The sequence below is a fragment of the Gordonia sp. LUNF6 genome (assembly GCF_047041125.1).
In the GTDB taxonomy this organism is placed as follows: Bacteria; Actinomycetota; Actinomycetes; order Mycobacteriales; family Mycobacteriaceae; genus Gordonia; species Gordonia sihwensis.
On record NZ_CP178181.1, the window covers coordinates 716,123 to 740,838 of the forward strand.

At 69.2% G+C, this 24,716-nt stretch carries 22 protein-coding genes; 15 read left to right on the forward strand and 7 right to left on the reverse strand.

Annotated elements, in window-relative coordinates; all coding sequences use genetic code 11:
• The first annotated feature begins 5 nt into the window (after positions 1-5).
• The 7 genes from ACK8HH_RS03415 (at position 6) to ACK8HH_RS03445 (ending at position 9,338) form a co-directional block, all read left to right on the forward strand.
• Complete coding sequence (locus tag ACK8HH_RS03415; protein ID WP_412475711.1) at positions 6-1,727, forward strand: acyclic terpene utilization AtuA family protein; 1,722 nt, start codon at positions 6-8, stop codon at positions 1,725-1,727.
• Positions 1,728-1,730: 3 nt separating this feature from the next.
• Positions 1,731-2,891 (forward strand): acyl-CoA dehydrogenase family protein, encoded by a 1,161-nt coding sequence (locus ACK8HH_RS03420; RefSeq protein ID WP_045536648.1) that lies wholly within the window; start codon positions 1,731-1,733, stop codon positions 2,889-2,891.
• Positions 2,888-4,489, forward strand: coding sequence for an acyl-CoA carboxylase subunit beta (locus ACK8HH_RS03425; RefSeq protein WP_412475535.1), 1,602 nt, complete (start codon positions 2,888-2,890; stop codon positions 4,487-4,489). Before ACK8HH_RS03420 ends, ACK8HH_RS03425 begins: the two co-directional genes overlap by 4 nt.
• 11 nt (positions 4,490-4,500) lie before the next feature.
• Positions 4,501-6,519: a biotin carboxylase N-terminal domain-containing protein gene (locus ACK8HH_RS03430; RefSeq protein ID WP_006894456.1), complete on the forward strand. Its 2,019-nt coding sequence runs from the start codon at positions 4,501-4,503 to the stop codon at positions 6,517-6,519.
• Between the two features lie 47 nt (positions 6,520-6,566).
• On the forward strand, positions 6,567-7,724 hold the full coding sequence (locus tag ACK8HH_RS03435; RefSeq protein ID WP_006894457.1) for an acyl-CoA dehydrogenase family protein: 1,158 nt from the start codon (positions 6,567-6,569) through the stop codon (positions 7,722-7,724).
• Positions 7,725-7,947: 223 nt separating this feature from the next.
• Entirely contained in the window at positions 7,948-8,739 is a 792-nt protein-coding gene (locus ACK8HH_RS03440; RefSeq protein ID WP_062367394.1) for an enoyl-CoA hydratase family protein, read from the forward strand.
• Positions 8,739-9,338 carry a TetR/AcrR family transcriptional regulator gene (locus ACK8HH_RS03445; protein ID WP_006894459.1) on the forward strand — a complete coding sequence of 200 codons (600 nt, stop codon included), beginning with the start codon at positions 8,739-8,741 and terminating at the stop codon, positions 9,336-9,338. The genes ACK8HH_RS03440 and ACK8HH_RS03445 overlap by 1 nt, the downstream gene beginning before the upstream one ends.
• Positions 9,339-9,355: 17 nt before the next feature.
• Here ACK8HH_RS03445 and ACK8HH_RS03450 read toward each other — a convergent pair whose 3' ends face one another.
• Positions 9,356-9,862: a hypothetical protein gene (locus ACK8HH_RS03450; protein ID WP_045539623.1), complete on the reverse strand. Its 507-nt coding sequence runs from the start codon at positions 9,860-9,862 to the stop codon at positions 9,356-9,358.
• Positions 9,863-9,946: 84 nt separating this feature from the next.
• Between ACK8HH_RS03450 and ACK8HH_RS03455 the strand changes: the two genes are divergently transcribed.
• Positions 9,947-10,447, forward strand: a complete 501-nt coding sequence (locus tag ACK8HH_RS03455; RefSeq protein WP_045539621.1) for a flavin reductase family protein — start codon at positions 9,947-9,949, stop codon at positions 10,445-10,447.
• Positions 10,448-10,547: 100 nt separating this feature from the next.
• Here ACK8HH_RS03455 and ACK8HH_RS03460 read toward each other — a convergent pair whose 3' ends face one another.
• The 3 genes from ACK8HH_RS03460 to ACK8HH_RS03470 form a co-directional block, all read right to left on the reverse strand.
• A complete protein-coding gene (locus ACK8HH_RS03460; RefSeq protein ID WP_006894463.1) occupies positions 10,548-11,660 on the reverse strand; it encodes an NDMA-dependent alcohol dehydrogenase in 1,113 nt (370 codons plus the stop codon).
• A 14-nt stretch (positions 11,661-11,674) separates the two neighbouring features.
• Positions 11,675-13,174: an aldehyde dehydrogenase family protein gene (locus ACK8HH_RS03465; protein WP_045539619.1), complete on the reverse strand. Its 1,500-nt coding sequence runs from the start codon at positions 13,172-13,174 to the stop codon at positions 11,675-11,677.
• Positions 13,175-13,316: 142 nt separating this feature from the next.
• Entirely contained in the window at positions 13,317-14,927 is a 1,611-nt protein-coding gene (locus tag ACK8HH_RS03470) for a helix-turn-helix domain-containing protein (RefSeq protein WP_412475536.1), read from the reverse strand.
• Positions 14,928-15,016: 89 nt separating this feature from the next.
• Between ACK8HH_RS03470 and ACK8HH_RS03475 the strand changes: the two genes are divergently transcribed.
• The 3 genes from ACK8HH_RS03475 to ACK8HH_RS03485 all read left to right on the forward strand — a co-directional run bounded on the left by ACK8HH_RS03475 (position 15,017) and on the right by ACK8HH_RS03485 (position 17,232).
• Positions 15,017-15,901, forward strand: coding sequence for an exodeoxyribonuclease III (locus ACK8HH_RS03475; protein WP_045539615.1), 885 nt, complete (start codon positions 15,017-15,019; stop codon positions 15,899-15,901).
• Between the two features lie 169 nt (positions 15,902-16,070).
• Entirely contained in the window at positions 16,071-16,499 is a 429-nt protein-coding gene (locus ACK8HH_RS03480) for a hypothetical protein (RefSeq protein ID WP_231875718.1), read from the forward strand.
• Positions 16,500-16,680: 181 nt separating this feature from the next.
• Complete coding sequence (locus ACK8HH_RS03485; RefSeq protein ID WP_009680164.1) at positions 16,681-17,232, forward strand: lipocalin family protein; 552 nt, start codon at positions 16,681-16,683, stop codon at positions 17,230-17,232.
• 57 nt (positions 17,233-17,289) lie between these two features.
• On the opposite strand, the gene ACK8HH_RS03490 is transcribed toward ACK8HH_RS03485, so the two are convergent.
• Positions 17,290-18,645 (reverse strand): TIGR01777 family oxidoreductase, encoded by a 1,356-nt coding sequence (locus ACK8HH_RS03490; RefSeq protein ID WP_009680163.1) that lies wholly within the window; start codon positions 18,643-18,645, stop codon positions 17,290-17,292.
• A gap of 173 nt (positions 18,646-18,818) precedes the next feature.
• Between ACK8HH_RS03490 and ACK8HH_RS03495 the strand changes: the two genes are divergently transcribed.
• Positions 18,819-19,763: an SDR family NAD(P)-dependent oxidoreductase gene (locus tag ACK8HH_RS03495; RefSeq protein ID WP_412475537.1), complete on the forward strand. Its 945-nt coding sequence runs from the start codon at positions 18,819-18,821 to the stop codon at positions 19,761-19,763.
• 14 nt (positions 19,764-19,777) lie between these two features.
• Complete coding sequence (locus tag ACK8HH_RS03500; RefSeq protein ID WP_009680161.1) at positions 19,778-20,221, forward strand: SRPBCC family protein; 444 nt, start codon at positions 19,778-19,780, stop codon at positions 20,219-20,221.
• A gap of 59 nt (positions 20,222-20,280) precedes the next feature.
• Here the strand turns inward: ACK8HH_RS03500 and ACK8HH_RS03505 are convergent, their stop codons facing one another.
• Positions 20,281-22,071 (reverse strand): cytochrome c biogenesis protein CcdA, encoded by a 1,791-nt coding sequence (locus tag ACK8HH_RS03505; RefSeq protein WP_009680160.1) that lies wholly within the window; start codon positions 22,069-22,071, stop codon positions 20,281-20,283.
• 174 nt (positions 22,072-22,245) lie between these two features.
• Between ACK8HH_RS03505 and ACK8HH_RS03510 the strand changes: the two genes are divergently transcribed.
• Entirely contained in the window at positions 22,246-22,926 is a 681-nt protein-coding gene (locus tag ACK8HH_RS03510) for a fasciclin domain-containing protein (RefSeq protein ID WP_375002683.1), read from the forward strand.
• Between the two features lie 149 nt (positions 22,927-23,075).
• On the forward strand, positions 23,076-23,273 hold the full coding sequence (locus ACK8HH_RS03515; protein WP_412475712.1) for a lipocalin family protein: 198 nt from the start codon (positions 23,076-23,078) through the stop codon (positions 23,271-23,273).
• Here ACK8HH_RS03515 and ACK8HH_RS03520 read toward each other — a convergent pair.
• On the reverse strand, positions 23,258-24,700 hold the full coding sequence (locus ACK8HH_RS03520; protein ID WP_045537615.1) for a cryptochrome/photolyase family protein: 1,443 nt from the start codon (positions 24,698-24,700) through the stop codon (positions 23,258-23,260). The two genes, ACK8HH_RS03515 and ACK8HH_RS03520, sit on opposite strands and share 16 nt — an antisense overlap.
• Between the last annotated feature and the right edge of the window lie 16 nt (positions 24,701-24,716).

The following is a 24,716-nucleotide window of genomic DNA, read 5'->3' on the forward strand; positions in this document are numbered from 1 at the left end:
GAATGATGTCCGACGCATCGCGTCCGGTCCGGATCGGCAACGTCTCCGGCTTCTACGGCGACCGCTTCAGCGCGGTCCGCGAGATGCTCGAAGGCGGCGATCTCGACTTCATCACCGGCGACTACCTCGCCGAACTCACCATGCTGATCCTCGGCCGTGACCGCATGAAGAACCCCGACCTCGGTTACGCGAAGACCTTCCTGCGGCAGATGGAGGAGAACCTGCACCTCGTCGCCGAGAAGGACGTCAAGGTGGTCGTCAACGCCGGCGGACTCAACCCGCACGGCCTCGCGGTGGCGCTCAGGGAACTGGTCGACCGCCTCGACGTGGATCGCCGGGTCGCCTTCGTCAACGGTGACGACATCGTCGGGCGGGCGGGTGAACTCGGGCTGGGATCACCGATCACGGCCAACGCCTACCTCGGCGGATTCGGTATCAAGACAGCGCTCGACGCGGGCGCCGACATCGTCGTCACCGGCCGTGTCACCGACGCCTCGCTGGTGGTCGGGTCGGCGGCGTCGGTCTTCGGCTGGGGCTACGAAGACCTCGATCAGCTCGCGGGTGCGGTGGTGGCCGGGCACATCATCGAGTGCAGCGCCCAGGCCACCGGCGGCAACTATTCGTTCTTCACCGAGATCCCGGACATGACGTGGCTCGGCTTCCCCATCGCCGAGGTGCACGCCGACGGCAGTTCGGTCATCACCAAACACGAGGGCACGGGCGGCGCGGTGCAGGTCGGAACGGTCACGGCGCAACTGCTCTACGAGATCGGCGGGCCGCGGTACTACAACCCCGACGCGACCGCGCGGATCGACACCGTCGAACTCGCGCAGGAGAGCACCGACCGCGTGCGGGTGAGCGGGGTGCGGGGAGAGGCGCCGCCGAAGGACCTGAAGGTCTCGCTCAATCATCTGGGCGGCATCCGCAACGAGTTCGAGGTGGTGCTCACCGGCCTCGACATCGAGGCCAAGGCCGAGTTGTTCCAGAAGCAGTTCGAGGCCGCGCTCGGGCAGCGTCCCGCCGAACTCACCTGGGAGCTGGTCCGCCTCGACCGTCCCGACGCCGACACCGAGGAGCAGGCCAGCGCGATGCTGCGCTGCGTGGCCCGCGACACCGACCCCAAGAAGGCCGGACGGCAGTTCACCGGTGCGGCAGTCGAACTCGCGCTCGCGAGCTACCCGGGTTTCACCCTCACCGCACCTCCCGGCAACGGTTCGCCGTACGGCGTCTTCGAGCCCGGCTACGTCGACGCCGCGCTGGTTCCCCACCAGGTGAACCAGCCCGACGGGGTCACCGTGCGAATCGATCCGTCGCCGCTTCGCGCGGAACCGATCGTCGACGAGAGCGTCCCGGCGGCGGCGTCGTCGACCGACTGGGGCGAGACCGTCGACCTTCCGCTCGGCACCGTGGCCGGTGCCCGATCGGGGGACAAGGGCGGCAGCGCCAACATCGGGCTCTGGGCCCGGACCGACGACGAGTACGCATGGCTCGACGAGACGCTCAGCGTCGCCAAGCTCAAGGAACTGCTGCCGGAGGTCGCGGACCTGACCGTGCATCGGTACCCGCTTCCGAATCTGCGGGCCGTCAACTTCGTGATCGAGCAGGTGCTCGGGCGCGGCGTCGCCGAGAACGTCCGCTTCGATCCGCAGGCCAAGGGGCTGGGAGAGTGGCTGCGCTCGCGCGTGGTACCGATCCCGACCCGTTTCAGCAAGACAGAAGGGAACTGATCCGTGCCCATCGCCAGTGACATCTGGGATTCACCGGAACGGCGTGAACTCCGCGCGAGTATCGCCGGTTTCGCCAAGCGGCACATTCTGCCGTATCAGGACGAGTGGGAGCGCGAGGGACTGATTCCGCGCGAGACACACCTGGCCGCGGCCGAACTGGGACTGTTCGGTCTCGGCGTGCCGGAGGAGATCGGCGGCAGCGGCGGCGACCTGATCGACTCGATGATCCTGGTGGAGGAACTGCACTGTCAGGGCGTCGCGGGCGGCGTCTTCGCCTCGCTGTTCACCCACGGCATCGCGCTGCCGCATCTGATCGCCGCGAACGACCCGGCCCAGATCGACAAGTGGGTCCGGCCGACCCTGGCGGGCGAGAAGATCGGCAGCCTCGCGATCACCGAACCCGGTGGCGGCAGCGACGTCGGCCACCTGCGCACCAGCGCCGTGCGCGACGGGGACCACTACGTGGTGAACGGCTCCAAGACATTCATCACCTCGGCGGTGCGTGCCGACTTCGTCGTCGCGGCGGTCCGGACCGGAGGGCCCGGCGCCGCGGGAGTCTCGCTGCTGGTGATCGAGAAGGGCACGCCGGGATTCGAGGTGGCGCGCAAGCTCGACAAGATGGGCTGGCTCAGTTCCGACACCGCGGAACTGTCGTTCACCGACGTCCGCGTGCCGGCCGCGAACCTCGTCGGTGCCGAGAACTCCGGCTTCGCGCAGATCGCGCAGGCCTTCGTCACCGAGCGCGCCTCGCTGGCGGCCCAGGCGTACGCGAGCGCGCAGCGGTGCCTGGACCTGACCCTCGACTGGGTGCGGAACCGGGAGACCTTCGGCAAGCCGCTCATCTCCCGGCAGTCCGTGCAGGACACGGTCACGGAGATGGCACGCCGGATCGACGTGGCGCGGACCTACACCCGGGCGGTCGTCGAACGGAAGGTGTCGTCGGGCGACGACCTCATCGCCGAGATCTGCTTCGCGAAGAACACCGCTGTCGAGGCGGGCGAGTGGGTGGCGAACAAGGCGGTCCAACTGCACGGCGGAATGGGTTACATGCGGGAGTCGGAGGTGGAACGCCAGTACCGCGACATGCGCATCATCGGCATCGGCGGCGGCACCAACGAGATCCTGACCGGACTGGCGGCGAAGCGATTGGGGTACCAGGCATGACGGTTCTGAGGAGCAAGATCGACACCTCGTCGGCGGAGTTCGCGGCCAACGTCGAGGCGATGAACGCCAAACTGGCCGAACTCGAATTGGAGTTCCGCAAAGTCCTCGCCGGCGGCGGCGAGAAGTACGTCGAGCGGCACCGCAAACGCGGGAAGATGACCGCGCGCGAGCGAATCGAGCTGCTGGTCGACGAGGATTCGCCTTTCCTGGAACTCTGCCCGCTCGCGGCGTACGGCTCGCAGTTCACTGTGGGCGCCTCGGTGGTGGTCGGCATCGGCGTCGTCGAAGGCACCGAATGCCTGATCGTCGCCAACGATCCGACGGTCAAGGGCGGCACCTCTAACCCGTGGACGCTGCGGAAGATCCTCCGGTGCAACGACATCGCCCGGCAGAACCGGCTCCCGGTCATCTCGCTCGTGGAGTCCGGCGGTGCCGACCTCCCGACGCAGAAAGAGGTCTTCGTCCCCGGCGGACGGATGTTCCGCGATCTGACGCAACTGTCGGCGGCGGGCATCCCGACCATCGCACTGGTCTTCGGCAACTCCACGGCGGGCGGTGCCTACGTCCCCGGAATGAGCGATCACGTCGTGATGATCGAGGACCGTTCCAAGGTCTTCCTCGGCGGCCCGCCCCTGGTCAAGATGGCCACGGGTGAGGAGAGCGACGACGAGGAACTGGGCGGCGCCAAGATGCACGCCCGCGTCTCCGGACTCGGCGACTACCTCGCGGCCGACGAGCAGGACGCGGTGCGGATCGGCAGGCGGATCGTCGCCCGCCTCAACTGGCGCAAGCAGGGACCGGAGCCGATCGCCGAGCCGGTCCGCGAACCCCGGTACAGCCCGGAGGAGCTGCTCGGCATCGTTCCTCCCGATCTGAAGATCCCCTTCGACCCGCGCGAGGTGATCGCGCGCGTCGTCGACGACTCCGACTTCGACGAGTTCAAACCCGAGTACGGCACCTCGCTGTGCACCGGCTGGGCCCGGATCCACGGCTACCCGGTCGGTATCCTCGCGAACGCGCAGGGCGTGCTGTTCTCGGCCGAATCGCAGAAGGCCACTCAGTTCATCCAACTGGCCAACCGCAGCAACACGCCGCTGCTGTTCCTGCACAACACCACCGGCTACATGGTCGGCAAGGAATACGAGCAGGGCGGCATCATCAAGCACGGCTCGATGATGATCAACGCGGTGTCGAACTCGACGGTGCCGCACATCTCGATCCTGATGGGCGCGAGTTACGGAGCGGGCCACTATGGCATGTGCGGCCGGGCGTACGACCCCCGCTTCCTGTTCGCGTGGCCCAGCGCCAAGAGTGCGGTGATGGGCGCCGCGCAGCTCGCGGGCGTCATCTCGATCGTCTCCCGTGCGGCCACCGAGGCACGCGGCGGCACCGTGGACGAGGAGGCCGACGCCGGAATGCGCGCCATGATCGAGGCGCAGATCGAGGCCGAGTCGGTGCCGATGTTCCTGTCCGGGATGCTCTACGACGACGGCGTCATCGACCCGCGCGACACCCGGACGGTGCTCGGCCAGGCGCTCTCGGCCATCGCGTCCGCCCCGGTCGAGGGCACCAGCAACTTCGGCGTCTTCCGGATGTGAGGAATCTGCACATGACTACAGCCATCTCTCAGAAGCCGATCACCAGCGTGCTCGTCGCCAACCGCGGCGAGATCGCGTGCCGGGTCTTCACCACCTGCGTCACGATGGGCCTGCGCACCGTCGCGGTGTACTCCGATCCAGACGCCGACGCCCCGCATGTGCGGGCCGCCGACGCCGCGGTCCGACTGCCGGGTTCCACCTCGGCCGAGACGTACCTGCGCGGTGAGAAGATCATCGCCGCCGCACAGGCGGCGGGCGCGGACGCGATCCATCCCGGGTACGGATTCCTCTCGGAGAACGCCGAGTTCGCGCAAGCCGTGATCGACGCCGGACTGACGTGGATCGGTCCGCCGCCCGCCGCGATCACCGCGATGGGCTCCAAGGTGAACGCGAAGGCGCTGATGGAGGGCGCCGGTGTGCCGGTGCTCAAGGACATCGATCCCGAATCGGTCACCGCCGATGATCTTCCGCTGCTGATCAAAGCCTCCGCGGGCGGCGGCGGACGCGGCATGCGGATCGTCCGCGAACTGGGCGAGTTGAGCGACGCCGTCGCCGCGGCCCGGCGCGAAGCGGAGTCGGCGTTCGGCGATCCGACCGTGTTCTGCGAGCCGTACATCGAGCGCGGCCACCACATCGAGGTCCAGGTGATGGCCGACGACCACGGCCAGATCTGGGCGGTCGGCGAGCGGGAATGCTCGATCCAGCGCCGGCATCAGAAGGTGGTCGAAGAGGCTCCGGCACCGCTCGTGGAGCGGATCGGTGCCGACATGCGCGACAAGCTCTTCGCGGCCGCGCGCAAGGCGGTCGAGTCGATCGGCTACCGAGGCGCGGGCACCGTCGAGTTCCTCGCCGACGAGACCGGCAAGTTCTTCTTCCTGGAGACCAACACGCGACTGCAGGTGGAGCATCCGGTCACCGAGCTGACCACCGGCGTCGACCTCGTGGAGTGGCAGCTGCGCGTGGCCCGGGGCGAGCCGCTGGGACAGATTCCGGCGACCGCTCCGGCGGGCGGCGTCGGCCACGCGATCGAGGTGCGGCTCTACGCCGAGGATCCCGCGCACGACTGGCAGCCGCAGTCGGGCACCGTCGCGCGCATCGACCTCCCCGCCGCCACCCGGTTCGGGCTGCTGGAGCGGCCCGGGGTCCGCGTGGACTCGGGAATCACCGACGGCAGCGAGATCTCGACCTTCTACGATCCGATGCTCGCCAAGGTGATCTCCTGGGCTCCCGACCGCGACCAGGCGGCGGCCGTGCTGGCCCGTGCCCTCTCGGACGCGCGCATCCACGGTGTCGTCACCAACCGCGACATGCTCGTGAACACCTTGCGCGAGGCCGACTTCCTCGCCGGCGCGACCGACACCGGCTACCTCAGCGACGAGCGGATCGCCGAGTTGTCGCGGCCGCTCGCCGGCGACGGCGCGGACGTGGTGGCGGCGACCGTCGCGGCGCTGGCGCAGTCGGCGCGCAACCGCGCCGACGCCCGTGCGGTCCCGGCGGCGCCGTCGGGCTGGCGCAACATCGCCTCCGACTACCAGCGCAAGACCTACCTCGCCGCCGATGGGACCGAGATCGTGGCGCGGTATCGCTTCGGGCGCGACGGGCGAGCCGAACTGCCCGATCTGGACGATGCGACCGTGGAGTCCGTCGAGCCCACCGAGGTGGTGCTCTCGCGCGGCGGCGTGGTGCGCCGCTACGAGGTGAGCGCGGTCGGCGACCGGGTGTTCGTCGACTGGCCGGGCGCATCGGTGACACTGACCCGCGCACCGCGGTTCGTCGACCCGGCGTCCGTGGAACGGCCCGGTTCGCTGCTGGCGCCGATGCCCGGTTCGGTGATCCGGGTGGCGGTGGCCGAAGGCGATCGCGTGACGGCCGGACAGCCGCTGCTGTGGCTCGAAGCGATGAAGATGGAGCACACCATCAAAGCACCCGCCGACGGCGTGGTGTCCGTCCTCGCGGTGGAGCCGGGACGGCAGCTCTCGGTGGGCGATGTGCTCGCCGTGATCACCGAAGAGGAACCATCCGCGGAGTGAGCCCTCGCGGGACCAGACCTATCTCCAACCGAACTCCAGGAGCCCCAATGAGTTTCATCGAGACCGAAGAGCAGACAGCGCTGCGCGAGGCCGTGGCCGCGCTGGTGAAGAAGTACGGCCAGCAGTACTTCAGCGACTGCGCCCGACAGGGACGCAAGACCGACGAACTGTGGCAGGAGGCCGGCGAACTCGGCTTCATCGGCGTCAACCTGCCGGAGCAGTACGGCGGCGGTGGCGCCGGAATGTACGAGCTCGCGATCGTGATGGAGGAACTCGCCGCCGGCGGCAGCGGGCTGCTCATGATGGTCGTCTCGCCGGCCATCTGCGGCAACATCATCGCCCGCTTCGGAACCGACGACCAGAAGCAGCGGTGGATCCCGGGCCTCGCCGACGGCTCGATCACCATGGCCTTCGGCATCACCGAACCCGACGCCGGATCGAACTCGCATCAGATCACGACCACCGCTCGCCGTGACGGCGACGACTGGATCCTCAACGGCCGCAAGGTCTTCATCTCCGGCGTCGACCAAGCGCAGGCGGTGCTCATCGTGGCGCGGACCGAGGATGCCAAGACCGGCAGGCTCAAGCCCGCGCTGTTCATCGTGCCCACCGACACACCGGGCTTCGAGCATCAGATCATCGACATGGAGATGCTGAACCCGGAGAAGCAGTTCACCCTCTTCCTCGACGACGTCCGGCTCCCGTCCGACGCGCTGGTGGGATCCGAGGACGCCGCGCTGAGTCAGCTCTTCGCCGGTCTCAATCCGGAGCGGATCATGGCCTCCGCGTCGGCGATCGGCATGGGCCGCTACGCGCTCGACCGCGCCGTCGAGTACGCGAACGATCGGACCGTCTGGAAGACGCCGATCGGGGCGCACCAGGCGATCGCTCATCCTCTCGCGCAGGGCAAGATCGAGCTCGAGATGGCCAAGCTGATGATGCAGAAGGCCGCCACCCTGTACGACGCGGGCGACGACTGGGGCGCCGCGGTCCCCGCCAACATGGCGAAGTACGCGGCGGGCGAGGCCACCGCCAAGATCGTCGACCAGGCCATCCAGACCCTGGGCGGCAACGGTCTCACCGTCGAATACGGTCTGGCCGCGCTGCTCCCGCTGTCGCGCCTGACGCGCATCGCTCCGGTGAGCCGCGAGATGATCCTGAACTTCGTCGCGCAGACGAGCCTGGGACTGCCGAAGTCGTACTGATCCCGTTTCGCCGCCCTTTCCAGCGGACGTCGCGGGGTTTCGACTGCGGCTCTCGCCCTTTCAGGTTCGTCGAGTAGCGAGGAACAGAGTGAGGAGCGTATCGAGGCCGTTGACCTGCGCGGTCTCGATACGCCCGACTCGCTTCGTTCGCGGAGAATCGACAATCCGGTAGTTGCGACCAGCCGAGTACGGGCCTTCCTCATCGACCTTCAGAAGGAGAACCATGACCGACGACATCCTCGTCCACACCGCCGTAGACGCGTCCGTCCTCACCGTCACGCTCGACTCACCCGCCAACCGCAATGCGCTCAGCTCGGCGCTCGTCGCGCAGCTGCAGACGGCGTTCGATGCCGCGACCGACGAGGAGATTCGGGCGGTCGTGCTGACGCACACCGGCGGGACGTTCTGTGCGGGCGCGGATCTGGGGGAGGCGCTCAAGCGCGGTCTGAGCCCCGAGGAGGCGACCGCCGAGGGCGGTCGTGCGATGGTCGGACTGATCCGCACCGTCCTCGAACTCGACAAGCCGGTGATCGTCGTCGCCGACGGACACGTCCGTGCCGGTGGACTGGGGTTGGTCGGCGCGGCCGACATCGCGCTCGCCGGACCGGCCGCCACCTTCGCTCTCACCGAGTCCAGGCTCGGCCTTGCGGCCTCGATCATCTCGATCCCGTTGCTGGCCAAGATGTCCGCCCGGGCAGCCGGCCGATACTTCCTGACCGGAGAGAAGTTCGGCGCCGACACCGCGGCCGGAATCGGCTTGGTGACCGCCGCCTGCGCCACGGACGACGACCTCGCCGCTGAACTCGACAGTGTGCTGGAAGGCATCCGCAAGGCGTCCCCGCAAGGACTGTCGGTGAGCAAGAAGCTGACCACCGCGGCGCTGCTCGACGGCTTCGACGTGCAGGCGCAGGCGCGCGCCGAGGAGTCGATGCGACTGTTCGCGTCCGACGAGGCGCGGGAGGGAATGACGGCCTTCCTCAGCAAGCGTCGACCGGAGTGGGACACTAGCCGCTGATGAACGCGCCACTCCGTGAACCGCAGCAGGACCGGTCCCGAGCCACTCGGGAGCGGCTGCTGGCGTCGACTGTCGACTTGCTCGCGACCCGTGGCTGGGCCGCGACGACGGTCGCGAAGGTCGCGGAGGAGGCCGGTGTCTCACGAGGCGCGGCGCAACATCACTTTCCGACGAGGGAGGCGTTGTTCACCGCGGTCATCGAGCAGATGTACGACGACATGACCGAGGACGTCGGACACTCACTGGAGAGCATCCCGTCGGGCCCGGGCCGGATCGCCGCGGTGGTGGAGCAGGCCGTCTCGATCTATACGGGAACGTCGTTCAAGGCCGCGCTTCAGGTGTGGGCCGCCGCGGCGTCCGATCCCGCCCTCGCCGACGTGATCCGTCCGCTGGAGGCCAAGATGGGCCGAGCGGCACACGCCTTCGTCGTCTCCGGACTCGACCCCGACGGGACCCGCCCGCAGGCCTACCGGCTGGCGCAGATCACCCTCGACCTCGCCCGCGGCTTCGGCCTGGCCGACACGCTGACCGACGATTCGCGCAGACGCGCCGGGGTCCAGGCGGCGTGGGTGGAGCAGCTGACCGCGGCCTTGGACTGATCGCGCCGGGGCTCGGGTCAGGAGTGCGCCATCACCTGCAGGGCGATCACTGCCAGCGCCAGCGCGGCTTCGATCGTCAGCATCACCACCTGCTGCTTCCAGCTGAGGCCCACCCGATGTACGGCTCTCGCGCAGATCAGGACCAGGGCGACGGTGAGGGCGATCGTCGACGCGAGCAGCGCCGCGTTCACGTCCCAGCCGGTGATCAGGCTGACACAGAGGAACACGAAGGGCAGCGTCACCGACGACAGCGCGCCGAAACTCGTCCGCACGGCGTGCGCGAACTCGTGACGGCTCATCATCACGCCGTGGACCACCGTGTGAGCGAGGACGTCTGCGGTGAAGACGGCGAGCACCGTGCCTCCGAGCGTCACGGCGAGGGTGGCCAGCGCGGCGGGGGCGCTCACGTCCCCGTGCGCTCGGATCGCCAGCGTCACCGAGAGCGTCGCGAAGACGAGATAGATGGACTCCTTCAGAACCGCAGCCTGTTCCTCTCGGGTCGGCTGCGCGCGGGTGCCGGACATGCACAGAGCGTAGTCGGGCCCGCCGCGGCGTAGGGTCGGTCGTGGTGGCCGGGTAACGGCCACGCGCGAGCAGAAGGGGCGGGCATGGACGACGGTCCGGTGCGCGGTTTCGAAGCGATGATGGCCTCGATCGACTCATCCGTCTACCTGGTGACGGCAGCCGCCGACGGTCGCCGAGCGGGTTGCCTGGTGGGTTTCGCCGCGCAGATGAGTATTGAACCGGAGCGGTTCGTGGCCGGGATCTCGCGACAGAACCACACCTATCCCATCGCCGCGGCGACCGGTCACCTCGGTGTGCACGTGGTCTCCCGCGAGCACCTGGATCTGGTGCGACTGTTCGGCGGAGAGACCGGGGACGAGGTCGACAAGTTCGAGCGCTGTCGATGGGTTCCGGGACCGCACGGCGTGCCGATCCTGTCCGACGCCGAGGCCTGGTTCGTCGGCCGAGTGCTGGCTCGGCACGACGTCGGCGACCACACGTGCCACGTCCTCGCTCCGGTCGCCGGCGGCGGGTCGGCCGGCGGGCGCGGAGGCTTGGCGGGACTGGCCGACGTCGACGACCTCGAACCGGGGCACCCGGCCTGACGCACGGCGGGAGGACATCCTCCTGGCGACCGGCGAATGGAAACCGCGGGCCCACCGGTGTCGATCACCGATGAGCCCGCGGAGTTCGGGGGGACGAGGCCTACGACTCGTGCATGATCACGCCGCGGATGTTCTTCCCGTCGCGCAGATCCTGGTAGCCCTGATTGACGTCCTCCAGTGAGTAACGCTGGGTCACCAGCTCGTCGAGCTTCAGCTGACCGGCGTCGTACAGGCGCAGCAGCTTCACGATGTCGTACTGCGGATTCATCGAACCGAAGAGCGTGCCCATGATCGTCTTCTGGTTCAGCGTCAGATCCGCACCCGAGACCTGGACGGTGAGCTTGGCGGGGTCGGCCAGACCGGTGATGACCACCTTGCCGCCCTTGCCGATGACAGCGGTGGCCGCCTGGACCACCGGGACGTCGACGGTACCGACCAGGATGAGGGCGGCGTCGGCGCCCTTGCCCCAGGTCAGCTCGGTCACCTTCTCCTGCGCCTCCTCGGCGGTCGCGAAGGCGTGCGTGGCGCCGAACTTCAGCGCCTCGGTGCGCTTCATCTCCACCGGGTCGACGACGACCACGTACTTGCAGCCCGCGCTGACCGCGCCCTGAACCGCATTGATGCCGAGGCCGCCGATGCCGTAGATGACGGCGGTGTCGCCCGCGCGCAGATTGCCCGCGTTGACCGCTGTGCCCCAACCGGAGGGGACGCCGCAGCCGACGAGGACAGCGGTCTCCAGCGGCAGCCAGTCGTCGACCTTGACGACCGAGTGCTGCGAGATGGTGGCACGCTCGGAGAACGTGCCGAGCATGCACATGGCGCCGAAGTCCTGGCCGTTCCCGTGAAAGCGGAAGGTGCCGTCGGGCATGGAGCCCTCGAGGATGGTGGCGCCCATGTCGCACAGGTTCTGCCGGCCCGTGGAGCAGTAGCGACAGGTGCCGCAGTTCGGGATGAAGCTGCACACCACGTGGTCGCCGGGCTTCACCTTGGTGACGCCGGGGCCCACCTCCTCGATGATTCCGGAGCCCTCGTGACCACCGACGATGGGGTAGCGGGGCGGGAGGTCGCCGTCGGTGAGGTGGAGATCGGAGTGGCAGAGGCCTGCGGCGGTGTACTTGATGAGGACCTCGCCCGGGCCGGGGCCGTCGAGGTCGAGTTCCATGATCTCGAAGGGCTTGCCGGGCTCGAGGAGGACTGCTGCTTTGGTCTTCATGAGGGGTCCTTTGATCAGAGAGCGATGTTGACGGACTTGGTCTGGGTGTAGAGGTCGAGGGCGGAGTCGCCGAGCTCGCGGCCCCACCCCGACTGCTTGAAGCCGCCGAAGGGGAGGGCGGTGTCGAAGCCGTTGTACTGGTTCACCCACACCGAGCCGGCCTTCACCTTCGCGGCGGTCCGGTGTGCCTTCGAGATGTCCTTGGTCCAGATGCCCGCGGCGAGACCGTAGACGGAGTTGTTGGCGGCGCGGGCGACGTCGTCCTCGTCGTCGAACGGAAGGGCGGCGACGACCGGACCGAAGATCTCCTCCTCGACGATCGAGTACTCCGGCTTCACGTCGACGAAGACGGTCGGCTCGATGAAGTAGCCCTGATCGCCCCAGCGCTTGCCGCCGGTGAGGGCGCGGGCGCCGTCGGCCAGACCCTCGTTGATGTAGCGGGAGACGCGGTCGAACTGTTCCTGCGAGACCAGCGGTCCGAGCTCGGTGGTCGGGTCGAGTCCCGGTCCGATCTTGGCCTGCGACGCGGCGTCGGCGACAGCCTGCGTGAACTCGTCGAAGATGCTGCGCTGCACGAACAGCCGGGTGCCCGCGACGCAGCACTGGCCGTGGTTGAACATCCACGCGGCCACCGATCCGGCGACCGCGGCCTCGATGTCGGCGTCGGCGTACACGATGTTCGGGCTCTTGCCGCCGAGCTCGAGGGAGACCTTCTTCAAGTTGCCGGTGGCGGCCTGCACGATCTTCTTGCCGACCTCGGTGGAGCCGGTGAACGCCACCTTGTCGACGTCCATGTGCGCCGACAGTGCGGCACCCGCCTCGCCGAAACCGGTGACGACGTTGACCACGCCGGGCGGGAAGCCTGCCTCCTCGAAGACCTGGGCCAGCATCAGTGCGCTGAGCGGCGTCTGCTCGGCAGGCTTCAACACGACGGTGTTGCCCGCGGCGAGCGCCGGGGCGAGCTTCCACGTGGCCATCAGGATCGGGAAGTTCCACGGGATGATCTGCCCGCACACGCCGAGGGACTCTCGGCGGGTGTAGGCGTGGAACTCGGCGTCCGGTCCGGCGAACGGCATCGACGGGGTGATCGACGCGCCCTTGATCTTGGTTGCCAGGCCGGCGTTGTACCGCCACACGTCGGCGGACCAGCCGACGTCGACGGCGGTGGCGATGGCGACGGACTTGCCGTTGTCGAGGGCCTCGAGCTGACCGAAGATCTGGGCGCGCTCGGACAGGATGTCGCCGACGCGCCAGATCAGACGCTCGCGCTCGTTCGGCTTCATTCGACCCCACGGGCCCTCGTAGGCGGCGCGGGCGGCGGCGACCGCCCGGTCGATGTCGGTGGCGTCGCCGTGCGGGACATTGGTGATGGTCTGGCCGGTCGCGGGATCGACGGTGGCGAACGTGCGGCCGGACGCGGCGTCGACCCACTGTCCGCCGATGAGCATCTGGCGGTCGCGGGAGACGAAGTCGGCGACCTCGGGAAGCAGGGCGGAGTCGAGCGTTGCGGTCATGGGACCCTCCTGGTGCGCGTGTGATGGTTCTGCCGCCTGTGATGTGGACCACTGCGCGGCGTGCATCATTTATCGCCCGTTTCCAGGGGGTGTGCGTGTGCAGAAACTGAACAGCGCGGGTGGACGGTGCTGGACGGTCGGGTCAGCGGCCGATGCCCAGCGCCCGGATGCGGGCGTACAGCGTGGTCCGGGAGACGCCCAGGGCCTTCGCGGCGTGGGACTTGTTGCCGGCCGACGCGTCGAGCGCGTCGATGATCGCCTGCCGCTCCGCCTGCTCCATGCCCATCAGTCGAGAGGCGCGGGTGGATCCGCGGTACTCGGCGGGCAGGTCGGCGGCGGTCACCAGGCGGGAGCCGCGCGCCAGGACCGCCGCGGCGGCCTCGTCGAGCACGATCGACAGCTCGGTCAGATTGCCCGGCCACTCCTGGCAGACCAGGGCGTCGGCGGCGTCGGATCCGAGCTCCAGCTGGGAATCGATCCGCTCGACGAGTTGCTGTCCGATGGCGGCGATCTCACTGGTCCGCTGGCGCAGCGGCGGCAGCGTGATCCGGCTGCGGCAGCGGCCGAGCACCGCGGCGAGGGAGGACGAACCACCCGTTGCCGGCTCCGAGATGACGACGATCGGCGGCCTGCCCGGCTCGTACGTCGCGATCGCCGTCTGGAGGAGGCGGAGCGAGCGGTCGTCGAGGAGGTCGGCGCCGTCGATCACCAGTCCGGTCTCCCGCGACCGCGCTTCTCGGATCGCGCCGGCGAGGTCCGGGACGGTGCCGTCGAGCAGGCGGGCGGCGACGTCGAGCAGCACTCGATCGGCGGGGACCAGGGCCTCGGCGCGAGAACTGCGACCGGTTCCCGGCTCGCCGCAGATCGCGATCGACGCCACGTCGGTGGTCGTGGGGGCCGCCAGGACGGAAGCCTGGTCGTGATCCAAGCGCGGGCGCAGACGGAAGACGGCCGCGTGCCGGACACCCGGGAGACGGTCGACGGCGACGTCGGCGACGATCCCCGACACCAGCGTCATGGTGCGGTTGCGAGAGGAACCCTCGTGGACCATCATGCGCAGGGTGCCGAAGTCGCCCGGGCCCAGCAGACCGGCCGCGAGAGTGTTGGTGAGCTGCAGGTCGTCGCCCACCGCGGCGACCGCGACGTCGCGCCGCCGGGATGCCTTCTCGAACGCCGCGACGACGGCCCGGTGCTCGGCGTGGGAGCGGTTCAGCAGTCGCTCGGCGATGTCGTCGACGAGCCCGCGGACCAGCGGCACCGACAGCGGGTTGATGCGGGGCGCGATCTCCGTCATGCAGATCACGCCCGCCACGCGGCGGGTGGCGGGGTGGATGATCGGGCGGCCGAAGCAGCTCAGCCTCCGGAACTGCTCCAGGTAGTGCTCGCCGCCGTTGATGACGAGGTCGCCGCGGACCTCCGCGGTGGTGCCGAGGGCGGTCGTGCCCATCGCCTCCTCGTCGAAGGCGGCGCCATCGACGGCACCGGAGTCGGCGAGATGCCGCTCCAGGGTGGTGTCCGCGGACACCCGGGCCACCATCCGACTCTGGTCGTCGACCAGCAGTAGCGCCGTCTTGGTTCCGCCGAGGACCTCGGCCGCGCGCGCGAGCACGGGCCGCGCGGCGTCGAGGAGCGGGTCGGCGGCGGCGATGTCGGAGAGCGTCGGGACGGGACGATCGTCGGGCTCCAGGCCCGACGACTGCACGCGTCGCCACGATGCTGCGATCACGTCGCGCTGAGGGAGCTGGGTTGTCACGGGTCTACTGTGACACGGATTACAGGTGTCGGGCTAGAAGGGCGGTGCGGGTTCCGAGTCCGCTCGCGGCCCCGACTACGGTGACCGGTATGCGCCTGGCGACCTGGAACGTGAACTCTGTCAAGCAGCGGGTACCGCGACTTCTGCCCTGGTTGGACGACCGTCAGCCCGACGTCGTGTGCCTGCAGGAGACCAAGGTGTCCGACGAGGCGTTCGCCGCCGAGCTCGGTGACGAGCTCGCGGCGCGCGGCTACGAGTTCGCGCACGCCGGGCAGGGGCAGTGGAACGGCGTCGCCCTGCTGAGCAGGGTGGGGCTCGACGACGTCCGCGTCGCGTTCCCCGACGCGCCGGGCTTCCCGGACGCCGACGGTGCGCCGGAGGGGCGAGCCGTGTCCGCAGTCTGCGGCGGTGTGCGCGTCTACTCGGTGTACGTGCCGAACGGCCGCGAAGTGGACTCCGACCACTACAACTACAAGTTGAACTGGCTGGAGAAGCTGCGGCTGGCCGTCGAGCCCGACGCCGATACGACCGTCATCTGCGGCGACTACAACATCATCCCGACCGACGCCGACTGCTTCGACCCGGAGTCCTTCGTCGGACACACCCACGTGACGCCTGCGGAACGCGAGGCCTTCGCGGCGCTCAAGGCCCTCGGTCTGCACGACGTGATGCGCGAGCACTGGCCCGACAAGCAGATCTACACGTACTGGGACTACCGCGCGGGGATGTTCCACAAGGACCTCGGCATGCGGATCGACTTCCTCCTCGCCGGCGGTTCGGTGGCCGAGCGCGCGAAGGCGTCGTGGGTGGACCGGCAGGCGCGCAAGGGCACCAAGCCCAGCGACCATGCGCCGGTCTTACTCGACCTGGACGTCGCACCCGACGGCGACGTGGGTCCGGTGGTTCCGCCGCCGTCGCGGCCCTCGAAGCCTGCCGCAGGTTCGGTGAAGCTGCCGCACACGATCGGCGACTGAGAAGCCGGGACCCGGCACCACCTCCGTCGGTCGGACGCACGACACCCCTCCACACCGCCGTCACCAGCGGATACGGTCGAGCACATGGGACTCTTCGACAAGCTGACCGGCACCAAGAAACCTGCCGCCGGAACCCCCGCGCAGCCCGCAGGAGGTCGCGAACGCCATCATGGCGGTGAATCGTCCGACGGCGCCCTTCCAGATCCGACCGGCCCGGTCCGACGAGGGCTGCGACTTCGTCGCCGAATGGCGGATGGTCGACGCCCGCTGGTACGAAGTCTTCGCGAAGGCGTCGCTGACCTCGGTCTTCCAGATCCTCCTGAAGCTGGATCCCGCGCAGCACGAGGTCCGTGCCGTCGACCGTGAGTGGACCGTCGAATGGCGCGCGGGGGTGCCGTCGCTGTCGATGAAGGCCGAGGCCTTCCGCGGGCAGAAGGTGGAGGCGTCGTTCGGGACCGCGTACGCGTTCACCGAGCAGGGCCAGTACGGCCAGGTGTACAACTATCGGTTCCGCACCGGGGAGATCAAAGAGCCGATCCAGGACGCCGTGACCGGCGCCGGGTGGACGTACAAGGGCGTGTCGTTCGGGAAGCTCTGACGGCGCAGTCGTCACCCATCCGAATCAGATCCGTCTCCGAATCCTTGATGGCGTCCGTCTTCGTCGACGCCGCCGCGGAAATGTCGCACCACAGGATCAGGAGACCGCCATGTCAGCCCCGACCGCACCAGTCACTATTCGTCGAGCCCGAGGCGGCCTGAGACGACGCGCCCTCGCGATCATGCTTACTGCCGTCGCGTGTACCGCCGCAGTCCCCGCGGCAGCCGATGCGGCGTCACCCGCGCCGTTCGCCGGGTTCGACCTGTCGGAGTACCTGGGCACCTGGCATCAGCTGGCGGCCGTTCCGCAGGCGTTCAACCTGGTCTGCGCACGTGACACCCAGGCGCGGTACTCGCTCAGCCCGCGTGGCGCTGTCACGGTTCGCAATTCGTGCACCACGTGGACCGGGCAGAAGAACCGGATCAAGGGCACCGCCACCGTGCTGGACACGAAGACCGACGCACGGCTGCATGTGAGCTTCCCGGGCATCCCGAATCCGGATCGCGGGCGCGCCAACTACATCGTGACCGCAGTGGGACCGGACTACTCGTGGGCGCACGTCACCGATTCGCGCCGGGGCTCAGGGTTCGTCCTCTCCCGTACGCCGTCGCTGTCCTCGAAGCAATGGTCCGCCGTCCGACGCGCCATCGCGCGAGCAGGCAACGACGACTGCCTGTATCTGACGTCGCCGACGACCGGTGGCTTCGAGCAGATCCGCCGACTCTGCGACTGATCTCTCCGACCGTCGCACGCCGAGGTCGTCGTGAAGGCGACCTCGGCGTGCAGCGGCTCAGTGCATGCGACCCAACTGGTGCCGGAGGCAGGCCTCGAGCGATCCCCTGCGGAACCGATGTCCCCGGTCGGCGAGCGCTGCGGGCACCGCGCGCTGGTCGGCCAGCGCCAGCTCGCGGGCGCCCTGGTCACCGAGAATCAGCCGTGGGCCGAGCGCGGGCGTCGGCAGCAGCGCAGGCCGCCGCAACACCGATGCGAGAGTCTTCGCGTACTCGGTCCCGGTGACGGGTTCCGGAGCCGTCGCGTTCACCGGGCCGGACAGGTCGGCGTCGTACAGTGCGCGGTGATAGACGTCGACGAGGTCGTCCAGGTCGATCCACGACAGCACCTGCTTCCCGCTGCCCAGACGACCGCCGAGACCCGCCGTGAACAGCGGACGCTGGATCTGCAGGGTGCCCCCGCGCGGGCTCTGGACGATGCCGGTCCGCACCTGCACGGTCCGGAGACCGCCCTGCGCTGCGGGCGCAGTCGCCTCCTCCCACGACCGCACGACGTCTGCGAGGAAGTCGTCGCCGGAGGCGGCGCTCTCGTCGAGCGTCTCGTCAGGCCGTTCGTGCCCGTAGAAGCCGATCGCCGAGGCGCTGATGAACACCGTCGGTCCGTCCGTGGCGCCGACGGCCGCGTCCGCGAGGCGGCGCGTCGGTCCGACGCGGCTGTCGCGCACCGCGGCACGGTGCCGGTCCGTGAATCGGCCGGCGATCGGGGCTCCCGCGAGATGGATCACCGCGTCGACCCCGTCGAGCAGGTCGGCGGCCGGGGCGTCGGGGTCCCACCGACGTTCGTCACGGCTCCGCGGGTCGTGGCGAACGAGGCGGATCACCCGATGGCCGCCGGTGGTGAGGAACGCGCAGAGTTGGGAGCCGACCATTCCGGAGGCGCCGCTGACCGCCACCACCGACGGTGCCAGACCGGCAGCGCGGGCCGATGTGTGGGAGGCGAGGTCGTCGGCCAGCTGCCGGTGCCGATAGCGGAAGGTGGACCGCAGCAGCGTACCGGGTACGGCGGTGTGGACCCGATCGGTGAGGCGGGTGGTGGTCGCGCTCTCTTCGGTGAACACGTGCTCATGCCTCCACGGACCGGACAGCAGGGCGGGAAGGGTCGCGATCCCGTCGGAGATCCGCTCGTCGACGAACCGATGCGGCGGGTCGTACTCATCGACGAGATGCTGCGCGCGCCATCGCAATCCGCCGGGCAGACCGAGGATCGCGTGCCCGTCGGCGATCGACGACGCCTCGCGGACCGCCCGCATCGGCTGCCACGGCGGGAGCAGCCGCAGCAATGCTCCCCGGCGTTCGTGCCATGCGAAGACCTCGTCGATCGGGGCATCGAGAAGGACGGTGTGCTCAAAGCTCATCTGGGTTCCTTACCAGTGGTGGTTCGACGCTGATTCATGACGCTGAGTGATTCGGAGCCGATGCTCACCCGGATCGCCTGACGTCATCCACCTGAGACACCGAGGACCGATCCGAAGCGGCGACCGCTCCGAATGACTGCAGTGTCCGGACAACGGAAAGGCATGGAACACCGATGAAACTGCTCGACACAGCACTCGACCGAGCGGTGGTCGCCGGTTACTCGCGGGTGGGGTACCGGGTGCGCGCGGCGTCGTGGCCCGACGAAGATCCTCAACCGGAAGTGCTGACCGGGAGGACCGTGGTGGTGACGGGCGCGACCTCCGGCATCGGCGCGGCCGTCGCCGCCGGCGCACTGGCGCTGGGCGGTCGAGTGATCCTGGTGGGACGGGATCGCGAACGCGCCGACCGTGTCCGCGCCGACCTCGAGGCACGACGACCCCACGCCCGGGTCAGTATCGAACTCGGCGACATGTCGGACCCCCACGACGTCGACGATCTGGCTGCCCGGCTCGCCGAAGACTCCGTCGACGTCGTAGTGCACAACGCGGGCGTGATGCCCCCTACGCGCACCGAGTCTCCGGACGGGCACGAACTGTCGCTGGCGACCCACGTCCTCGGCCCGATCCGACTCACCGAACGACTGCTCCCGCAGCTCGCGGCGAGCTCGGACGCGCGGGTGATCTTCATGTCGTCCGGCGGCATGTACACCGCGGCGCTGCCGGTCGGTGACATCGACTACCGGTCCGGCGAATACCGCGGTGCGCGGGCCTACGCGCGGAGCAAACGGATCCAGACCGAGATGGTGCCGATCCTCGCCGAGCGGTGGGCGGACGCGAGCGTCATGACGGCGGGCATGCATCCTGGCTGGGTCGACACCCCCGGGGTCGCCGAGTCGCTGCCACGCTTCGGACGCGCGATGGGTCCGCTGCTGCGCACCGTAGAGCAGGGCGCTGACACCGCGGTCTGGCTGGCGGCGACCGCCCCGAGACCTCCGACCGGCCGCTTCTGGCACGACCGCCGCCCGCGCCCGATGAACTACCGGCTGCTGTCGGGAGAAACGAACGAGGCCGACCGTCGCGCCGTCTGGAACGACGTCCTCGCGGCCGCCGGACTCTGAGGAGGAACACAGCCATGATCAGCATGCAGCGCACCGTCACGACGACGGCCCCGGCCGTCGCCGTCTTCGATTACCTGGCGGACTTCACCAACGCCGAACAGTGGGACCCGAACGCAGTGAAGGTGATTCGGCTGTCCGACGACGCCGGCACGCCGAGCGGCGATGTCGTCTACCGCGTCACCAGTCGGTTCGCCGGTCGCGAGACCGACCTCGACTACCGGCTCGTCGACCTGCAGCCGCACACGTTGATCCGCTTGCGCGGGGAGAAGCCCGCGGTGACCGCGGTCGACACCATTCGGATCGAGCCGCGACCGGACGGCACCGCCGTCACCTATGCGGTGGAGTTCGACTTCCACGGGGTGTTCGGCCTGCTTGCGCCGCTGCTGCGCCCCGCGGTCCGCAGGCTGCTGGAACAGGGTGCCGTCGGTCTGTCGGAGGAACTTGCCCGCCTGGGATGATCGGCGTCGGTCGAGCGGGGAAGGGGAGCGGCGCGGCGAGCACCGCGGACCGGCCGACGTCACCCGTACGTGAACGAGAAGACCGTCATGCCCTCAGGGATCGACACCTCGACGCGACCGCGCTCGGCGGCCGAGCTGTGCACGATCCGGTGCAGAGTCGGCGGTCCGCTGATCGGAAGCGAGGCGACCGGCCCGCTGCCGACAGTCCCGCCGTCGCCAGTCCCGCCGCTGCCGGTGACGCTGATCGTTCCGGTGCCGCCCGCGACGATGTAGACGTCCTTCGCGCGGTAGTCGAGGGTGATGGTCGCGTCGTGGTCGGCGCGCGCTCCCTGATAGTCCAGCGTCCAGCGACCGCCGAGAGCGAAGGTGTCGGAGCGAAGTTCGCGGGGCGACTCGAAGTCGGCGGTGCCTGCACGGTAGGGCGTGGAACCGCCGTAGTTGACGACCTTGCCGACTCCCAGATATGTCTCGGGAGTGGTCGCCTCGGTGGGCGTGGTGTCTGTCTGCTCGGTGGGCCGCGGCAGATCGATCCCCGGATGCGCGTCGGTCAGCAGCTCTCGGATCAGCCGCTCGGACTGTTCGTATCCGCCCTCGCCGAAGTCGATGTGCCGGACGGTCCCGGACGCGTCGATCAGGTACTGCGCCGGCCAGTAGCTGTTCCGATAATTCGTCCACGTCGAGAACGCCGGATCGAGCGCGATCGGGTACTCGATGCCCAGGCGCCGCGCGGCAGTGACGACATTGGCCGGCACCTTCTCGAATGCGTACTCCGGGGTGTGCACGCCGATCACCTCCAGACCGCTGTCGCGATACGCGCGGTACCAGTCCACGACGTGCGGGATCGCTCGCTGGCAGTTGATGCACGAGTACGCCCAGAAGTCGATCAAGACCACCTTCCCCCGAAGGTGCGACAGGGGCAGCGCCTGGCCGTCGGGAGTGTTGAACCAGTCGGTGATGCCCGTCAACCGGGGTGCGGCGCCGCAGCTCTGCAACTCCTCGGCGCCGTCGGTGCAGTTGCTGAGCTGTCGGTTCTCGTCGGTCACGATTCCGCCGAGATCGAGCCGGCGGTTCAGATCATCGCCGCCGCCGACGGAGTTCTGCAAGGCTCCGGTGTAGTCGGGGATCGTGCGTTGCAGTGCGCCGGGAACGTCGAAGACCAGTCCGACGGCCAACGCGATCATCACCACGCCGCCTGCGACGCGGATCAGGCGCTGCCTGCGGCGAAACGCTCCGACGCGCTCGGCGACTCGTCGCCCGGCGAGAGCGAAGAACAGCAGGGGCAGTGTCGCGCCGATCGCGAACGACAAGGTCAGGACCACGGTGCGGGCCCCGATCTCACCGGTCGCGCCCGCGACCACGATCGCGGCGAGCACCGGGCCCGCGCACGGCACGTACAGCACGCCCAGCGCCAGTCCCAGGCCGAAGCCGGAACGACCTCGACCGACCGAACGCTGGGGCAGTCGTGCGAAGGGCTTCTCCAGGAGCTGCTCGATCCGCGGGAAGATCAGTCCCAACCCGATCGCGGTCAGCACCACCAGACCGGCCCACCGGATGCTGTCCTGGGGCAGGCGCACCAGCGACAGCAGACTCGACCCCACCAGGGTGACGAGCGAGAAACTCGTCACGAGGCCGGCGATGACCCGGTAGGGGCGGGAGCTCTCGGCGAGGCGGTCCCGTCGCGTCGACGCGTCCCCTGCGTCCTCGGCGACACCCTCGGCGTTCCCGTCTGCGTCGTCGGTGCGCGCGTTCTGGGCGCCCGAGAAGAACAGGACCGGCAGCACCGGCAGGATGCACGGTGAGATCCCGGTGATGAGTCCGCCGACGAAGCCGATCGCTATCAGTGAGGTCATGCAGGTCATTCGGCGCGGTACCGGTCCCGGATGGGTCGCGCGGTCGGGTCTAGCAGGCTCGACCGAGAACGCGTCGACATCGGACCCATCCGTTTTCGCGACCGCCCCGAATGACTGACGGCACTGCTGATGACCCAGGCAACCGCCGCGGTCCACGACAAGGGAGAGCAGCCGATGAGAACACGAACGATGCGCGCAGGAAGAAAGACGGCCGTCAAGGTGACTGCGATGGGATTCGCCCTCGCTGTCGCGGCGTCGATGACCGCCTGCTCGAGTGACGACATGGACAGTGCGGCGTCGAGCTCGCCGATGGCGACCACGGCCATGAACTCGTCGCCGATGAGCGCCGACCCCGCCGCGGATCTGGTGGGACCGGGCTGCGCCGACTACGCCAAGAAGGTGCCGACCGGACCGGGCTCGGTGACCGGCATGGCGACGTCACCGGTCGCCGTGGCCGCGTCGAACAACCCGATGCTGACCACGCTCACCGATGCGTTGTCGGGCAAGCTCAACCCCCAGGTGAACCTCGTCGACACGCTCAACGGCGGCGAGTTCACGGTGTTCGCGCCGGTCGACGACGCCTTCGCCAAGGTCGATCCGGGCACTCTCGACATGCTCAAGACCGACGCGCCCGCGCTCAAGTCCCTGCTGACCTATCACGTCGTCTCCGGTCAGCTCGGTCCCGATCAGGTCGTCGGCAAGCACAAGACCGTCGAGGGCGCGACCGTCGAGGTCACCGGCAGCGGCGATGATCTGTCGGTCGACGGAGCGCGGGTGATCTGCGGTGGCGTGCACACCGCCAACGCGACCGTCTACCTGATCGACAAGGTCCTCACTCCGCCCGCCGACAAGTGATGAGCGCATCGGCGGCGGGGTAGCGGGCGTGCGCTCCGCGCGCCGATGCTGTCCGTACCAGGAACGTTGTGGAGACCAGGAGAATAGACGATGTCGGAGCAGCGTGGAGTGACCGTCCGCAGCGCGGTCGCCACCACCCGCCGAACTGTGTGATCGTGGCGCTCGGCAGGGACTACTCGTGGGCGCTGGTGACCGACCCCGCCCGGACGTCCGGCTTCGTGCTCTCCAGAACACCGGTCCTGTCGTCGACGCAGTGGAAGTCGGTCCGCGGTGCGGGGTGCCGTCGGTCTGCCGGAGGAACTCGCCCGCCTGGGATGACGGGCGTCGCGCGTCACAGATCGCGGTAGCGAGCCAGGGCCACCACGCGTTCCTCAGCGTGGTCGACGATCGGCGGCGGGTAGCCTCGGTCGCCGTCGGCAGCGTCGAACAGGGCGGGCTCGGCCGTGCGTCCGCCCGCCTGCTTCCACGGCCGATGGACGGCCTTGCCTGCGATGCTGCGAAGCTCGGGCACCCAGCGGCGCACGTAGTCGCCCGAAGGGTCGAAGCGTTCGCCCTGGGACACCGGATTGAACACCCGGAAGTACGGGGCGGCATCGGTGCCGCAGCCTGCCGTCCACTGCCAGCCGTGCTGGTTGGACGCGAGGTCGCCGTCGACCAGGTGCGTCATGAAGTACCGCGCGCCGCGCCACCACGGCAGGTGCAGATCCTTCGTGAGGAACGACGCCACGATCATCCTCACCCGGTTGTGCATCCAGCCCTCCGCCAGCAGTTGGCGCATCCCGGCGTCGACGATCGGATACCCGGTCCTGCCGCGGCACCAGGCGTCGAACGCCGCATCCGCGTCCGGGCCGCTGTCGTACTCCATCCGATCGAACTTCGCGTCGACGCCGGTGCGAGCAGTCTCGGGGCGATGGAAGAGGACATCCGCGTAGAAGTCGCGCCAGGCCAGCTCACTGCGCAGGGTGGTTGCGCCGTCGTCGGTCCGCGCCCGCAGATCGTGCAGGATCGTTCGCGGATGGAGGCAGCCGAACTTCAGGTACGGCGACAGGCGTGACGTCGCGTCGAGATCGGGCCGGTTGCGGTCGTCGGCGTAACGATCCAGCTCGCTGGTCCCGCCGTCCCGGAACGCGCGCCATCGCTCGAGCGCGGCCTTCTCCCCGGCGACGGGCAACGCCGCGGCGTCGCTCGCCTCCTCGGTCAGCAGCTCGGCGACGGCGGCACGTCCCACACGTTCGATGCGGCCGCGCGGAAGAATCGAATCCGGGTCGAGCCAGTCGACGGTGTCCGGTCCCGTCAGCGCGGGCGAATGCCAGCCGTGGTCGAGCCACGCCCGCTTGAACGGAGTGAAGACACGGTAGGGCCCGCCGGCCTTGGTGCGGACGCGCCCGGGCGACACCGCGTACGGGGAGCCGGTCCGAATCAGCGGCACCGAGGCCGGCAGGGCCGCCTCCACCGCCTCGTCCCGGGCACGCCCGTACGGGCCGAAATCCTCACTCACATGCACCGAGTCGACGGACAGAACGTCGACGAGCTCGGGGATCACCTGAACCGGATCGCCCGACACCACCAGGAGCCGCCCGCCGAGATCGGCGTCGAGAGCCTCCAGGCATCCGGCGAGGAAGGTGGTCCGCGGTGCACCCGACGGACGCACCAGGGCGTCGTCGAGCACGAAGACGGCGAGCGCCGACTCCGCGCGGTCAGCCGCGGCCGACAGCGACGGCAGATCGGAGAGGCGGAGATCGCGGCGAAACCAGACGATGGACGGTGAGTTCATGGTTTCCAGTGTGCCC